The sequence below is a fragment of the Paenibacillus sp. LBL genome (genome assembly GCF_029893715.1).
Lineage (GTDB): Bacteria > Bacillota > Bacilli > Paenibacillales > Paenibacillaceae > Paenibacillus_AQ > Paenibacillus_AQ glucanolyticus.
In genome coordinates this window covers 1-15,239 of sequence record NZ_JARXYU010000034.1, presented here as the reverse complement: position 1 = coordinate 15,239, position 15,239 = coordinate 1, and the positions used below count along the sequence as shown (strand labels likewise).

Sequence of the window (15,239 nt, the reverse complement as noted above, 5' to 3'; positions counted from 1 at the left end):
AAATAGTCGGTGATTCCTTAAGTATAAGAAACGTTGGCTTTTTTATATAGAAAAATCCTTAGAGTATATTTTCGTCAAAATGTTGGATGGACCCCTAGAAGAGTTACGGACAACTTTACGCAGACTAGTAAGTCCCTTGCGAGAGCCCAAGAGAGCGTGACGAATGGAGGCAGCCGACTTGAGCGAGCACTTGGACGAGTCGGGGCGACAGCGCGAGGTACTGGGAGAGTGGTCGCCGATGTGGGCCGCTCGCTTCGTGCTATAACGAAATCAGCCGCACCTGCCGCACAAAGAACCGCTAGTTTGGCTCGTCAAGTTGGCGTCCTAGGCACGGCATATCTCGCCGCACGAGGGGCGGCCGGATTATTCAACAAGACGATCGGTGCTGCAGCGCAGTATGAGATGCGCGAGGTAACGGTTAAGGCTATGTTTGGCAAAGAGAGCGAGAAAAACGCTAAACGGTATCTGGACTTCGTACAAAGCCGCGCGGACATTTCCATGTTTACGATGGATGACTTCCTTGATGCAGGTAAATCGTTCATCCCAACGACGAAGGATAATAAACAACTTGAGCGTATGATTAACCTGGCTGAGAGGTTAGGTGCGATCGATCCAGAGCAAGGTCTGACTGGCGGTGCCTATGCGTTACGGGAGTATTTTTCGGGCGATGCCGTTTCATTAGTAGAACGTTTCGAGATGCCGCGGAGTGTCTTGAATGACTGGAAAAATCTCCCGTTGGAGCAGCAGTTGACTAATCTCGATAAGTATTTCAATAAAATCGGGGCTACTAATGAACTTCTCGAAGCTCAATCACGAACATCACTCGGTCAGTATAGAAAAGCACTCGGCCAAATTAATCGTGCATTTCGTGAGATGGGGACTGAAGGACTGGCAAAAATAAATCCTCTGCTATCAGACTTTAACAAATATCTAAGTAGTGACAAGTTCAAAAAGTTTAAAGGTTGGGCTACAGATATGTTCAGCGGGTTAGTGGAGGGAGCATCCCAAGCAGTACGTAAAACAGTCGATTTCATTAACGTTAACTTTGTTGATAATCCCGAGTTCCAAAAACTGCCTACGGTACAGCAGAAAATCACCTTCGTATTTGATAAGTTTGGAGAGGTCTTTCAGGCATGGTGGAGTGGTGGTGGAGAGTCTAAGGTCATGGCGGCGGCGAACAAATTGACAGATGTTGTTGCGACTGTACTACAGAATTCTGGCCCGCTGGTTGACGCTGCTCTAAAACTTGGGGTTGCTATCGGCGAGGGGATAAGACAAGGAATTATGAATTCTTTCCAACTTCCTGAATCTGTTCTAAATCTCGTCCCAGGAGCAGAGACGCCCCAAAAACAGAGGCTTATTGATTTCAACAAAAAAATGGAGGTAACGCCTGACAATGTACCACTACTCGGCGACGGAGCAGTCATGCAGGCGCCGACTAAGAAAAAAGGATTTTTGGGCCTTGGGTTTAGTGGAGGTATCCAAAACGTCCCTTATAACAATATGCCCGCACGTCTTCACGCAGGCGAGGCGGTATTGCCCCGTGAGGAAGCAAAGCGTTATCGCGGAGAGAGCAGCGCTAATTACGGAAATGGCGGAAAGTCGGCGCCGACGATAAATATAAACGGGACAATCAACGTTAACAACGGGATGGATTATCAGACGTTTGTGCGTAGCCTTGCGCACGATCTGGCGCAATAAGGAGGCGAATATATGGCGAGAAAAAAGCCGCAGTTTTGGCTTAAATTTAATAACGGCGCAGAGGTGATGTGGTTACCAGTAAATCCGGCAACTATTTCCGTAACCTCTACGAACGGGTTCGAAGATATCGACGTCTCTAATCTCGGCGAATATACCATTATCGGTAATGGTCGCCAGAAAGAGTTCTCGGTGTCTTCTTTGTTTCCGCGGGAGTATAACGCCTCCTTTTGTGAACATCCGAGGCTAAAAGATCCGTGGGAATACGTTAAGACGATCGAACGGTGGCAGCGGTCGGGTAAGCCGGTTCGCTACATCGTTACGAATACGCCGATTAACATCGCAGTTACTATCCGCAATTTCGAATACGAAGAACGCGGCGGTGAGCCTGGCGATATTTATTACACGCTCGATCTCAAAGAGTACACGTTCATTAAGACCGCTAAGAAGAGCGACCCGAACGCAGCACCGCCGAAAGCAACAACGACAGCACAACGGCCAAGTACTCGAGTGGTTCCGTCATCTTATACGGTTAAGTCGGGCGATTCGCTGTTTAAGATTAGCGCATCAGTCTACGGAAAAGGAAATGATTGGCGCAAGATATACGACGCGAATAAGAAGACGGTAGGACCGAACCCTAACGCGATACGTGTCGGCCTTAAGTTGGTGATTCCGTAATGGCTACAGAAATACGCTTGCTGTATGACGGTACTTATTATATCGACCCACTCGTTAAATCCGTCCAATGGTCTGGGGATGTAGCAAAGCCTCATCGTACTCTGCAGATTGAGTTATCCAATACGATTGACGGCGACGAACAGGCGATCGATATCGAAGTCGGCAAGGAAATCCGATTCTATGCGGACGGTGTCGGTCTATTCCGCGGCGTTATATTCGAATATAGCGTAAACAATAACGGCGAGGCTGCGATCACAGCGCACGATGAGAACGTATACCTTACGAAAAACGTAGACACACGTAAATTCGTTAAGATGACCGCGCAGGCCATCGTTAAGGAAATCGGCAAGGCTTACGGCATCCCAACGGGCGATATCGCGGCGACCGGCTACGTTATACCGAAGTTGATACTGCGCAATATGACGCTGTGGGACATGATCGTAACCGCGCTGACCGAAACGCGAAAGCAGAACGGCCGCAAATTCGTACCAGTGGCGAGTAACGGTAAACTTAACCTGCGCGAGAAGAAGGATAGCGCCGTACGTTGGATGCTCGAAGATGGCGTAAACATTACGAGTGCTAACCGGTCACGATCGATTGAGGAGACGCGAACATCCGTTAAGGTAATCGGCGGCGACGATAAGAAACCGTTGAAAGCTACGGAAACGGACGCGGCTATGGTGAAGCAGTACGGGCTGATGCAGCACCTTGAGCAAGCGGAGTCGGATTTAAAGCAGTCCGCGATAACGCAGCTCGCAAAGCAACGGTTAAAGGATCTCGCGAAAGTGGACGAAGAGGTATTGGTCGAAGCGCTTGGCATTACGGACGTAGTGGCCGGTACCGCCGTTTATGCATTCGAGAGTATGACGGACCTGGTCGGCGGGTTTTACGTTAATGCGGACACGCATACGTTTCAATCCGGAACTCACTTAATGGAGGTAACGTTGTCTAAGACGGACGACTTGCCGAAATTGGAGTACGAAGAAGAGCCGGTTAAAAAGGCCAAAGCTAAGAAGAAGAAAAAGAAGGCAAAAGATAAAACAAACAAAGCTGAAACAAATAGTAAAATAGGAGGCGCGAAACCTTGACGCAATTAATCGAAGGAAGCGGAGTTAGCCAATTTAAGGCGCTGATTAAGACGCTTGGCTACAACAAAGACGTAGATATCGAGTTTGCGACGGTAACGGCCGCGCCTCCTGACCTGCGTATTAAAATCGACAATATGCCAGTAGAGTTGGATGCGGACGACCTCGTTATCTGCGAACACTTAACGGAGCATACGCGCAAAGCAACGATAAGCAGCGGCACCGTACAAATTGACGGACAGGCGTCGTCGCTTGCGATAACTGACGCCGATGTTAAGTTTGACGCAGCGTTAGCGGTAGGCGACCGCGTAATCGTTGCGTCCAATGAAACGGCACAGGTTTACGTTATCCTCGACCGGATAGGAGGCGTTTAATATGGCGCTAAGTCCATTAGAACCGGTTGATATCGCGGAGGAAATTGCCGAAGAGCAATCGGACGAGCAGCCGCTTAAGACCTACGGAATCGATTTCGATAACGGCGTGCTGGGCGGTACTGTTGACGGCATAACCGCGATTAAGCAGTTCGTCGTGAAGACGATTAAGACGGCGCGCTTCCGATTCACCATTTACGACGATGATTACGGAAGCGAGATCGAAGACTTACTCGGATCAGACGCATCAATCGAACTATTAGAGACGGAAATACCGCGTGTTATCGAGGAGGCGCTGCTTTACGATGACCGCATTAATGACGTATATGATTTCGAATTGACACGCGAGGGCGACCGCCTTTTCGTGTCTTTTTACATTGAGATAAACGAGGAAGTTATACCGATGGAGGTGACGATTTAATGGCGTATGAGGATCAAACGCAGGCCGTAATAGAACAGCGGATGTTAGACGCGTCGCCTCCGGACATTGATAAGCGGCAAGGCTCGGTAACGTACGATTTGACGGCGCCGGCAGCGATCGAGATTGAGCGCGCATATGTCGAACTCGACGTCGTGCTGGCCGCTGGATTCGCGGATACAACGTACGGACCCTGGCTCGATATGCGGGCGCGAGAATACGGCCTGACACGTAAGCCTGCGGTTAAGGCAATCGGCTCGCTAACGTTCAGCGGCCCGGACGGAACCGTTATTCCTGCAGGAACAGTCGCGTCAACGGGCGGAGAGACTCCGGTCTATTTCGTAACGAAGGCGCCGGCCACAATCGCAGGCGGAACGGTCACAGTCGCAGCAGAAGCGCAGGAAGGCGGAGCTGATGGAAATACAGGCGCCGGTACGATCAACACGCTAATAGGCGACCTGGTCGGCATCGTAACGGTCACAAACGGTACATTCTTCGAGGGCGGTGTCGATGCGGAATCGGATGCGTCATTATTGGCGCGCTATCTCGAACGGGCAAGACGGCCTGCGACATCGGGCAATGCGAATCAATATCGCCAATGGGCGCTCGAAGTTCCTGGCGTTTCTGATGCGCGAGTCTATCCGATTTGGAACGGACCGGGTACGGTTAAAATCGTTCTGCTTGACGATGAGAAGACCGCGCCAGACTCAACGATAGTTAGCGCGGTTCAGGCGTACATTGATCCGACGCAAGACGGAACGGGCCAGGGCGTCGCTCCTATTGGCGCAATTGCAACGGTGGCGGGCGCGGTTGAGATTCCGATTAATATTACGGTTAAGGTAACGCTCGCACCAGGCGCAACCGTGGAGGAAGTGAAGGCGCAGATTGAGGCGGGAGTACGCGCTTATCTAGAGGGACTGGCGTTCACTGATCCGCTTGTCCGCGTAACTCGTATCGCTAATGTAATCCTCGATATTCCGCGCGTGATTGACTACGAGAATCTACTGGTAAACGGCGCTTTCGCTAACATCGAAATCCCTGACGGATCAGTTGCGGTGTTGGGTACGGTAGGTGTAACGACATGAGCGGCGTAGCGAAACGTATGCACGATTATGTGCCGAAGTATTACGAGGAAATGCCGGTCGCTACGAATATTCTCGATCGCGAGGCCGAGGAGATCGAGCGGCTTAACGCCAGCATTGACGACGTTCTGGCGCAGTTCTTTATCGAGACGGCAACGTGGGGGTTGTCGCGATGGGAGCGCATATTCGGACTGCCGACAGATACGACGAAGACGTACGCACAGCGGCGGGAGATCCTTCTCGGACGATTGCGCGGCGTCGGAACGGTAACCGCGGAACTAATCGAAAACGTGGCCGAAGCGTATGCAAACGGTGACGTGGACGTTGATGTCAACGCGCCGGCATATACCGTCATTATCACGTTTGTCAGTTCGCTCGGCGTTCCGGATCAGATCGACGCACTCAAGGCGGCCGTACGCGATATAACTCCGGCCCACCTTGCGATTGAGTACGTATTCCGTTTTTATACGTACGCGGAATTGGCGACAGGTGGGCGGACGTATGGCGATGTTGTGGCGACGGGCAAGACGTACAGCGAAATTTATAATCGGGGGTTGACGTAATATATGGCGCAAACAGCGAATTTAGGGCTGCCGCTAATCGATGCGAATATGACTGCGGATGTGCCGCGTGATATGAACGCACTCGCGAACGCAGTAGATACGGCGGTGACGGAGGCGGTCGAGGGCGTGACGGTACCGGACGCTACGACTACGCAAAAGGGCATCGTGCAGCTTAACGACACGCTAACGAGTACGAATAAGACGCAGGCGGCGACAGCGGATGCATTGCGAAGAGTGTACGACGAGGCACTCGCGGGAAAGCAGCTTGGGGTTGAGCAGAAAGCGAACGTAGTTGCCGCGCTCAATTCCATCGGAGTATCGGCGACTACTAGCGATACCTGGCCGCAATTAATAGCGAAGATATCGGGCGTTATCCGCGCGACCGGTAACGCAGTTGTAGCGGACGTGCTGGCCGGGAAAACGTTCAGTAATGCGAGCGGGAATAATTTGACCGGCACAATGGCGAATCGTGGGGCAGGCGGAACGGTAACGCCAGGGACGACGAACCAGACGAAAGCGGCCGGTTATTATTCGTCTGCCATTACGATTCTAGGCGATCCGGACCTGATTGCGGCAAATATTCGCACAGGAGTTAATATATTTGGCGTAGTTGGAACGATGATCGAGGGAAAACAGTACGCTTCTGGAGTGGCCACGTCCTCGTCATCAACTACTTTAGACATCCCATTAACCGGGTTTATTGCTAAGTTAGGGATTCTTTGGAAGGGTGATGGAGCAGGCGGTAGTACAACTAACGCCGTTATCATCGGCAGGACTACGGATGGGGCTAACAGTGGGTTCACCTTGACGTATAACTCAGCTACAGCAGGTGTAGCAACTAATAGTTTTTCCAATCAAATATATACCGGAACTGGGGTCGTCAGGATTTCTAGTATTGGATCGATGAGTGGAACCTGGAATTACCTATTACTTGAATAAGACAGGAGGTTAGACACGTGGATAAAATAGGTATGAAATTATTCTACGAAAACACCACCGGTAACGTTATAGTGACAGTCCCATCTATCGAAGCCGAAGTCATACCCACAATCACGGAGTATATTCAGATGTATCCAATCCTCCGAGATCGAGATCCAGAATCATTCGGAATGATACAGCTTGAATACGGTCAATACGCGGAAGATTTCTTTACCGCGTCTAGTTGGCGTGTTAACCTCGAAACGAAGACGCTGGAGTTTACGTATCCTGACCCATCCAATCCGGAACAACCGACCGCACCGCAACCGCCACTAACCGCACAAGTCGCGGAACTCAAGGCGGAAACGGCCGCACTTAACCTCGCAATCATCGACGTATGGGAGACACTCGCAGGAGGTGGCGTATAATGGCTACGATAATTAACTCGCTTAAGATCGCATACTCGACGGCAATATTCCGCCACGGCACGAAGACGTTTCCGGACATCTTCGCGAACTACGTTGAGCCGGTCAAGGAATACGCGGCCGCAGAGTACGATATGGCGACGCTCGATCGCGCACTCGCTTCCGGATGGATTACGCAAGGAGAGTATGACGCAACAGTGGCGCTGAAAGAACCGCAAGTATAAAGCCCTCGGATAAATTTCCGGGGGTTTTTGCTATACGGAAACACGGAAGGAGTACGGAAACATGCCGGATCAGGACGAAGTAATCCAGCAGCTACAATCGTTGTCGGCCGAATTTGCGCGGCTGTCAGCGGCAAACGTGGCGGATGAAACGCGGCTAAAACTACTAGAGGAGACGCAAAAACGACATGACGACGAAATTCGCGAAATCAAGATATCAACAGGCGCGATGAAAGAGCACTATATGCAGATTCTCGGACGGTTTGACTCGCTCGAAACGAAGCTGTTTACGTTGCTGCAACAGTCGCAAACGGACGGAGCGAAGGAAAGGACAGCGAATCAACGCGCTTGGATATCGCTTATCAAGTACGTACTGAGCGGCACAATAATCGCGCTGATAACGTATGTCTTCACGAAAGGCGGCGTTTAAATAATGCGCTATGTATTGAATCACATACCGAAAGATACTCCGCAAAACAGGCGGCCGGAATACTTCATGGCGCCTACGACGATTACGATTCACAATACCGCTAACCTAACGTCGACGGCGGCGAACGAACGCAGTTGGCTAACGAATCCGGCAAACAAGGCGCAGGCATCATATCACATCGTTGTAGACGAGCGCGAGGCTATCGAATGCATTCCGTTGAACGAAAACGCCTGGCACGCAGGCGACGGTAGCGGCGCTAAATCCGGTAACCGTACGTCAATTGGCGTTGAGATATGCGAAAGCGGCAACTACGCGAAGACGCTCGATAACGCTGCGTCATTGGTTGCGCAGATGTTAAAGGACCGCGGATGGGGCGTTGATCGATTGCGCCGCCATTTCGATTGGTCCGGCAAGATTTGTCCGCGGCTTATGTATGATGACGGAAAATGGACGGGCTGGTTCGCGTTCAAGGCGTCAGTACAACGTAAGCTGGACGAAATGAAAGGAGCTGCGGCCAAAGTGGAAATTCCGAAAGCAACCGTCATGTACGACGGAGTTAAGGCGCAGGACGCCGTTATTATTGACGGTAGCGTGTACGTACCATTGCGCTATATTGCCGAGAGAGTCGGCGCTAATGTGGCGTGGGACAATACGAAGAAAATCGCAACTATTACGTCTAAGGAGCGTGGATAATATGAGTAAGTGGAAAAACTACGGAATGTGGGTATCGTTGACGGCTGCGGTACTGCTCGCGATTCAAGCGGTGGGCGGTATCTTCGGCTTTACGATTACGCCGGAACAGTATGACGGAGTTGTGGCCGCTGTAAACGCGGTGCTTGGCGTGCTGGTCGTTCTAGGCATCGTAAGCAACCCTGCGGACGGCAGCGGATACACGGATAGCGAAAAAGAATAAAATAAATGCGCCCATAGCGGAGTAAATACGTATAGAATCGTATACACTTCGTTATGGGCGCTTTTCTTTGTTTGTGGTATTATTTGGGTCAAGGGGGAGTTTTAAGAATGAAGATACAGCTAACCAAAGGTAATATAATCGGCGGCATCGCAATCGTACTCGGTCTAGTCGTTATTATATCGTGGATTCTTTCGATAGACATCGCTAACGAACCGCCACAACCGACGAAACAATACGGAATAGGCGACGAACTAATCGACGGCCCTTTCGGATTTACAATAACGGAGGCCAAGCGTAATGGTGAGAAAGTAACGCTAATTATGCGCGTCAAGAATCACGGAAGCCAGGCGGAAACGCTATACAGCGGTACGGTAAGGCTTCGCGATGTGGACGGAAAGCTTTACGAACATGACTCCGATCGTGTTGCGAAAGGTACGCTGAATCCCGGCATGGAATCCGAAGGTAAGATAACGTTTCAGCTACCGGAAGATGCGCGCGGATTAGAAGCCGCTATTAATGCAAACGCGATCCAGGCCGCAGTCGACAAGTCGTTCGGCAATAAAGCGGAGTATAAAACGATTGATATCGGACTATAACGCAGGCCGCCGCTAATATGGCGGTCTTTTCATTTCCTCCGCCAGTACATCCGATTTTCCCGTAAGATAACCGTGCATCAATACGCCAGCCTCCGCTGATAAATACTGATCTCGCAAATGAAACGTACCGGTATATCCGCGACACACGAATTTCGCCACGATAAGGAAATCTCCGCGCTCGATCGTATGCACTTTAATTCCGCGTTCTCTAAACTGCCGCCTTACCTCGCGCAAATCCGTACTCACTCGGTCCATCGCAACGTCAATCATCGCCACGTACGGTCCCGGCGTCTTAATCGCGCCAGACTCTTCGATTATCTTCTTATCGCGTTCAAACGCCGACAGAATCATCGGCAGTATTATATACGGTTTAATCAGCGCATAATCTTCCGAACCAATCATCGGCGGCATCGTGCAACCCTCCGTTAAATAACGAATACTTGTTCGTATATTATAACGCAATTTGCAGCGGATTACATCGACCAAAAATCGTCAGTATTAACGTTCTCGCCGGTCAGCTTCCGGACAGCGGCGATTAATTTGCGCATAGTCGAACCGCTCGGATAGTATTCCGACCGGCTGCAGACTCGCGTTAATGTGTCCCGTCCGAGCTTCGTTTCCTCGCGTATCCTCTCCTGCGGAATCCTCTTGCGGTCCAGGTAGGCGCCGAATTTGCTGCGCTGTTTTCCGAGTCCCATACGATCACCTCATCCATAGCGTGGACAAGTCTAGCGAAATTTATACGACTCTATCCGCAAAAATGCGGAAAGATGACCAGGCCGTCGTACATATGTATTTATCAACTACGAAAAAGGATGGTGGCCGAAATGATTAGCGCAGTACCGTTCGTCCAGATGGCGGTTGTCGGAATAGCCTCGCACATAATCGAGCGCAAAGTTGAACGCGCAGGACATGGCGGAAAGGTTGTCTTCATTCGCCTAGTTACGTATGTAGTTTACGGCGTAATAACTATGTATCAATGGCGCGACCTCTTCCGTTTTGCGACCCGCATATTTGATTTGTGACGTATGTATCTACGTATACATCAACGTATGTATCGGTACTTATGTAATTAGCGTTTAAAGGCGCGGTATGACGCGGTTTTTCGAAACTGTTTAAAGCACGGCACCAAAGGAGGCGGGCTGAATGTTGGTAGGCGGAGTTGGCGGAGCGTTAGCGCTCGCTAAAGTAATTGGCGCAGGAGGATGCGGTGTCGCAGCGTGGCAATTGTGGCGCACGTTTCCGGACCAAGTATTGCGGAGGTCACTCGTTAACGTCTTTAGGCGCGGCGACTTGTACTATAAAATACGCGGATTTCGCGGTCGTGAGGTGCGTAGCTATCCGGGCATCCTGCGTGTGAATACGTATCTCAATCGGATCGAGGCTGCGTTCAGATTGCCGGTCGGCATGGACCCGTCGCGTATAACGGATGCTGAATGGCTATTCCGCCAAGTATTCGGAGCTGATGCGGAACTGTCGCAGTCGGGCGATGCGCGTACGTTCGTCCTCCGCGTGTTTACGGTCAATATGGCGGAGTTCGCGTACGATCCGTATGAGGTGGCGGAAACCATTCGCGGCATGCGTCTACCGATATACGTCGGCAAATCGCGCACAGGCAACGTCGCCTATGAAATGGTCGATAATCCGCATCTACTCGTAGCCGGCGAAACGGGCAGCGGCAAGTCCGTCGCATTACGTTCGATATTGACGACATTAATCCGTCATTGCGGCGATAATCTCGAATTGTATTGCGCAGATCTCAAGCGGTCGGAGTTCCACGTATTCCGCGGCATAGCACGCGAAGTCGTAACGGATGTCGACGGATTAGAGCGCATCGTCCTCCGCCTGCAGCGTGAAATGCGGAAGCGCGGCGATCTCCTGGATGCGGAAGAAGTGGCGCACGTTGACGATTTGCCTGCGGATAAGCGGCCGCCCTATATCGTATTGGCAATCGATGAGGTGGCGCTATTGAAGCGCGAGAAGGACGTCATGGCCGCCGTTGAGGACGTCAGCACGATTGGGCGCGCGTTAGGCGTATTCCTCATCCTATCGATGCAGCGTCCGGATGCTGGCGTATTAGAGGGGCGCCTCAAAAACAATCTGACCGTACGCATGGCCTTCCGCCATTCAGACGCGATTAACAGCCGCATAACGATCGGATCTGACGAAGCTGCGGCGATAATGGAGCGCGATAAAGGGCGCATGGTATTGAAGCTAAACGGATGCGAATACGTACAGGGGCCGCATTTAACGTTACCGGCTGCGCGTGAACTGCTTAAGGATTACAAAATTAATAATGCTAACGTTAATGTTATCAATAATAATCATGATATTAATAACGATGATGTTATCGAGTTGGAGGTGCTGTAATGAATGCGCGTGACAAGGCGATAATCGCGGATATCGAGCGGTTCCGTTACTTAACTCGCGATGACATTGCGGAGCTGTACTTCGGCCATACGCGCCATCCTATAACGCAGACTAACCTCGTGCTTAAGCGGCTGAGACGTGATGGTTACGTTAAATGTTCGACTGAGCGGCGCAAGTACGTTTATTACGCAGCCGACCGTAAGCTAAAGCCGGACTCGCAGAAGGTGGCGCACTTCCTGGCGATCGCGGACTATTACAAGCGGATACGTGCCGAAGAGGAGCCGCGAGTATTCGAAGTCGAGCCGAAGCTTGGCGACAAGGGGCGGCCTGAACCGGACGTGTTTGCGATATGGAAAGGCGCTCCGTGGTACGTAGAAATCCAGCGGTCGACATATACGGATAAACAGATGGCGGAGAAAATGAATCGCTATGAGGCGTACTACAATAGCGGAGAATGGAAGCACGAGCCGTGGCAGCCTCAGAACCGGACGGTATTTCCGTACGTATGGATTATCGGAACCGCGAAGTATAACGTCGGAGAGCGTCCGTTCCGTGTGTACCAGGCGAATGTTGACGAGATGATGGCGCGGATTAAGCGGTGAGGTGGGCGTTTTTACGACAAATTTGTGGCCTTCTATTATGAAATTAACACCGTGTGAATATTTCACAATAGAATAAATTCAAGAGCCGGTCGTATCAAGCGAAAACTTGAACCCGGCTTTTCTGTGCATATGTGGATAACTTTTCTAAAATACTTGTGGGCAACTTTTTATGTCTATGCTATACTATGAATCAAGTTAGTAGATTTGATTCGACAAAACAAAGAAGCCCCTACTTTTCCAAAATCGACCTGTACCGATAAGTGACCAACCGACCAAAGTTTATCACTTAAAGGTTTGAAAGGGATCGAAGCGCAAAGTAAGGACTTCCGTAAATCATTAAGTTATGAGGAAAGTATATCACATAACTTAAGAAAACGGAAGACTTTAACGCGCTCGAATTTGGACAAGTGGCGGCATCCAAAGAGGAGCGTTTTTATATGTTTAAATTTAAGTCCGCATCCGCATACTGGCAGTCTTTCTCCGAATATCAATCGTTCACAAACGTGGACGAAATGAACGCCTTGGTCAAGCGCTTCGTTTCCGTCTACGAACTCACTTCCGCAGCCGAATCCGTCCTCAATACGATTAAACTCCACGCCAAGCGTTTCGTCGGCGTCTGCTGGCTCTACCGCGAGGAAATCGCACGTAAGGCCGGCGTATCCCTTTCGTCGGTTAACCGCGCGATCAAGGCGCTAAAAGAGACCGGCATCCTTACCGTTCACCATACGATACATACCAAACGCGGCGGCCAAACGCACAGCGTATACGTCATTAATCGCGAGTTTATAGGCGCAGAATTAGCGGCTCCGTTGCCGTCTCGTGATTCGGCGCTTGAACCGGCGAATGAATCACCGTCCGAGTCCGAAAAAGTAGCCGAGATACCGCGCCAGACAACGGATTCCGCGAGTCAGCCGCAAGTACATAAGAATTTAAATACAAACTCACATAAAACATTAAAAGATAAAACCAATTCGATAAAAATCGATAATAACGAGCTTGACGTTGATGACGTTTTAAAATCGGTTCCAACGGAATTTATCACGCTCATGAAGCCGTATTACGACGGATCGCCTGACGTTATTGCTGCGCGTTGGAAAACCGCATGCGTTGCGATTAAGAAGAGCTGCGTTGATATGACGAATGCTTCGTGGGAAACGATCGGACAAGCCTGGCGCGATGTCGTACGCCAATATAAACAGCGCAAGATCCGCAATTCGAGCGATGACGGACTTGGCGGCTACTTCTACCGTGTGCTTTGCGATTACTTGCTTGACGATTATTTACGCAAGGTATGGGGTTAACGCTAACGCTAGTTTTAATGCTAGCATTGACTTGTGGCTAGCCTTTGCGTTATCATAATGCTAATTATATCCATAGGGATGTGTTTAATACTTATGACAGCGAAAATAATATCGTTTGGCATCCAGAAGGGCGGCAGCTCTAAGACGACCACAAGCGGAATCGTATCGTACTTATTGTCGCAAGATTATCGCGTGTTGGCGGTCGACTTGGACTCGCAAGGTAATTTGACGGAGTTGCTGACCGGTCGCGATGTCGTAGAGTTCCGCGGAAAGACGATACTCGAAGCGATGCAAGCGCAGAACGCGTCCGGCTACGTTTACCAGGTCACCGACAATTTGCACTTAATTGCGGCGGAAGATTTGCTCGCGACGTTCTCGCGCTGGCTTTATAGCGATTTCCGTGCGAAAGCAATTAACGACCGATCGCTGATCCTTGCGAAAACTCTCGCAACTGTACGCGACAATTACGATTACATAATTATCGACATGCCCCCGGCGCTTGGCGACCAGACTATTAACGCGCTGGCTGCGTCCGATTACGTGGTGGCGATGTTCGAAGCGAGTAAGTTCTGTTATTCCGCGCTCGGCCGATTTCTCGAAACGTGTTGGCACGTTAAGGAACGTGTGTCTCCGAATATGGTAGTCGCCGGAATATTGCGGGGACTAATCGATTCGCGTAGGTCCGATAATAAATTCTTGATCGGCCAGGTCAAAGAAACGTACGGCGAGCTGTGCTTCGATTCCGTACTAACACGGAACGCTGCAGCCGGTCGCCTGGCTATCACCGGATTTGAAAACAACAACGAAATCAACCAAGCGGTATCTCAATATCGCGATTTCTTAAAGGAGCTGATGCAGCGTGTCGAAGGCTGAAGACAAATACAAACGGTTGATGGTAAAGTCAACAGAACCAGATAAGAGCGTATACGACCACTTTATCGAGCCGGTAGGAAACACAAATAATGACGTTAATGCTAACGTTAATACTAGCGAAGACGCTAACGTTGATGATACCGAAAGTGTAAACGTCAATCTTGCGGCTATCCCTATCGCTAAACCCAAGAGGGGCATACGCGAAACTCATACGACGAAGGCGTTCTATATACGGAATGACTTGGCGGAATTGATTAACGAAGACATACGGAATGGTCGGCGCGGTGCGATGACGGAAATAGCGAACGCGTTATTCGAACAATACTACCGGAGTCTCGGCCGAATTAAATAACGGAAACATAGCGCTCATCTCTTCGGGGATGGGCGTTATTTTTTTTTGCGTGGAAAGTGTACGGTCTGGCTGATCGCGGTGTCATAACGTACGAAAGCGGAAATAATTTCGCGGATGTTGTGCGAAGTCGGCTGCGGGCGGGAGCAATAACGGTAGAGGCGGAAAAATTTACGCCAGAATGTGCGAAACACGGTCGGACGGGAACGTATAGGGGTCCATCCAACATTTTGACGAAAATATACTCTAAGGGGGTACCGCCAACATTTTAACGATAATATACGCTAAGCCTTCGGATGTACCTGGCTTAGCGTTTTTTCTTACTCTAAGCCCAATAGTCCGGGCT

The 15,239-nt window shown here is 50.4% G+C and carries 21 protein-coding genes; 19 read left to right on the top strand and 2 right to left on the bottom strand.

The window, feature by feature from the left end:
- Nucleotides 1-228: 228 nt before the first annotated feature.
- The 14 genes from M2277_RS31210 (at nucleotide 229) to M2277_RS31145 (ending at nucleotide 9,398) form a co-directional block, all read left to right on the top strand.
- Complete coding sequence (locus M2277_RS31210; protein ID WP_280756388.1) at nucleotides 229-1,701, top strand: hypothetical protein; 1,473 nt, start codon at nucleotides 229-231, stop codon at nucleotides 1,699-1,701.
- A gap of 12 nt (nucleotides 1,702-1,713) precedes the next feature.
- Nucleotides 1,714-2,376, top strand: coding sequence for a LysM peptidoglycan-binding domain-containing protein (locus M2277_RS31205; RefSeq protein WP_280756387.1), 663 nt, complete (start codon nucleotides 1,714-1,716; stop codon nucleotides 2,374-2,376).
- Nucleotides 2,376-3,464: an XkdQ/YqbQ family protein gene (locus M2277_RS31200; RefSeq protein WP_280756386.1), complete on the top strand. Its 1,089-nt coding sequence runs from the start codon at nucleotides 2,376-2,378 to the stop codon at nucleotides 3,462-3,464. Before M2277_RS31205 ends, M2277_RS31200 begins: the two co-directional genes overlap by 1 nt.
- On the top strand, nucleotides 3,461-3,835 hold the full coding sequence (locus M2277_RS31195) for a DUF2577 domain-containing protein (RefSeq protein ID WP_280756385.1): 375 nt from the start codon (nucleotides 3,461-3,463) through the stop codon (nucleotides 3,833-3,835). The genes M2277_RS31200 and M2277_RS31195 overlap by 4 nt, the downstream gene beginning before the upstream one ends.
- Nucleotide 3,836: 1 nt before the next feature.
- Nucleotides 3,837-4,253, top strand: coding sequence for a DUF2634 domain-containing protein (locus M2277_RS31190; RefSeq protein WP_280756384.1), 417 nt, complete (start codon nucleotides 3,837-3,839; stop codon nucleotides 4,251-4,253).
- Nucleotides 4,253-5,335, top strand: coding sequence for a baseplate J/gp47 family protein (locus tag M2277_RS31185; protein WP_280756383.1), 1,083 nt, complete (start codon nucleotides 4,253-4,255; stop codon nucleotides 5,333-5,335). The genes M2277_RS31190 and M2277_RS31185 overlap by 1 nt, the downstream gene beginning before the upstream one ends.
- On the top strand, nucleotides 5,332-5,895 hold the full coding sequence (locus M2277_RS31180) for a YmfQ family protein (RefSeq protein WP_280756382.1): 564 nt from the start codon (nucleotides 5,332-5,334) through the stop codon (nucleotides 5,893-5,895). Before M2277_RS31185 ends, M2277_RS31180 begins: the two co-directional genes overlap by 4 nt.
- A gap of 3 nt (nucleotides 5,896-5,898) precedes the next feature.
- Nucleotides 5,899-6,834 (top strand): tail fiber protein, encoded by a 936-nt coding sequence (locus M2277_RS31175; RefSeq protein WP_280756381.1) that lies wholly within the window; start codon nucleotides 5,899-5,901, stop codon nucleotides 6,832-6,834.
- Nucleotides 6,835-6,962: 128 nt separating this feature from the next.
- Entirely contained in the window at nucleotides 6,963-7,241 is a 279-nt protein-coding gene (locus M2277_RS31170) for a hypothetical protein (protein ID WP_280756380.1), read from the top strand.
- A complete protein-coding gene (locus M2277_RS31165) occupies nucleotides 7,241-7,462 on the top strand; it encodes a hypothetical protein (protein ID WP_280756379.1) in 222 nt (73 codons plus the stop codon). The genes M2277_RS31170 and M2277_RS31165 overlap by 1 nt, the downstream gene beginning before the upstream one ends.
- 61 nt (nucleotides 7,463-7,523) lie before the next feature.
- Entirely contained in the window at nucleotides 7,524-7,889 is a 366-nt protein-coding gene (locus tag M2277_RS31160; RefSeq protein WP_280756378.1) for a hypothetical protein, read from the top strand.
- A gap of 3 nt (nucleotides 7,890-7,892) precedes the next feature.
- Entirely contained in the window at nucleotides 7,893-8,582 is a 690-nt protein-coding gene (locus M2277_RS31155; RefSeq protein ID WP_280756377.1) for an N-acetylmuramoyl-L-alanine amidase, read from the top strand.
- Nucleotide 8,583: 1 nt separating this feature from the next.
- Nucleotides 8,584-8,802: a phage holin gene (locus tag M2277_RS31150; protein ID WP_280756376.1), complete on the top strand. Its 219-nt coding sequence runs from the start codon at nucleotides 8,584-8,586 to the stop codon at nucleotides 8,800-8,802.
- A 107-nt stretch (nucleotides 8,803-8,909) separates the two neighbouring features.
- Nucleotides 8,910-9,398, top strand: a complete 489-nt coding sequence (locus tag M2277_RS31145) for a DUF4352 domain-containing protein (protein WP_280756375.1) — start codon at nucleotides 8,910-8,912, stop codon at nucleotides 9,396-9,398.
- A gap of 12 nt (nucleotides 9,399-9,410) precedes the next feature.
- Here the strand turns inward: M2277_RS31145 and M2277_RS31140 are convergent, their stop codons facing one another.
- Nucleotides 9,411-9,809, bottom strand: coding sequence for a YhjD family protein (locus M2277_RS31140; RefSeq protein ID WP_280756374.1), 399 nt, complete (start codon nucleotides 9,807-9,809; stop codon nucleotides 9,411-9,413).
- A gap of 62 nt (nucleotides 9,810-9,871) precedes the next feature.
- Nucleotides 9,872-10,096, bottom strand: coding sequence for a transcriptional regulator (locus M2277_RS31135; protein ID WP_280756373.1), 225 nt, complete (start codon nucleotides 10,094-10,096; stop codon nucleotides 9,872-9,874).
- Nucleotides 10,097-10,544: 448 nt separating this feature from the next.
- Here M2277_RS31135 and M2277_RS31130 point away from each other — a divergent pair, with 448 nt between their 5' ends.
- From M2277_RS31130 to M2277_RS31110, 5 genes are all read left to right on the top strand, one after another.
- Nucleotides 10,545-11,768, top strand: coding sequence for an FtsK/SpoIIIE domain-containing protein (locus M2277_RS31130; protein WP_280756372.1), 1,224 nt, complete (start codon nucleotides 10,545-10,547; stop codon nucleotides 11,766-11,768).
- Nucleotides 11,768-12,370 (top strand): replication-relaxation family protein, encoded by a 603-nt coding sequence (locus M2277_RS31125; protein WP_280756371.1) that lies wholly within the window; start codon nucleotides 11,768-11,770, stop codon nucleotides 12,368-12,370. Before M2277_RS31130 ends, M2277_RS31125 begins: the two co-directional genes overlap by 1 nt.
- A gap of 437 nt (nucleotides 12,371-12,807) precedes the next feature.
- Nucleotides 12,808-13,671: a cyclic nucleotide-binding domain-containing protein gene (locus M2277_RS31120; protein WP_280756370.1), complete on the top strand. Its 864-nt coding sequence runs from the start codon at nucleotides 12,808-12,810 to the stop codon at nucleotides 13,669-13,671.
- A gap of 93 nt (nucleotides 13,672-13,764) precedes the next feature.
- Nucleotides 13,765-14,544 carry a ParA family protein gene (locus tag M2277_RS31115; protein ID WP_280756368.1) on the top strand — a complete coding sequence of 260 codons (780 nt, stop codon included), beginning with the start codon at nucleotides 13,765-13,767 and terminating at the stop codon, nucleotides 14,542-14,544.
- A complete protein-coding gene (locus tag M2277_RS31110; RefSeq protein ID WP_280756367.1) occupies nucleotides 14,531-14,896 on the top strand; it encodes a hypothetical protein in 366 nt (121 codons plus the stop codon). The genes M2277_RS31115 and M2277_RS31110 overlap by 14 nt, the downstream gene beginning before the upstream one ends.
- Nucleotides 14,897-15,239 lie beyond the last annotated feature (343 nt).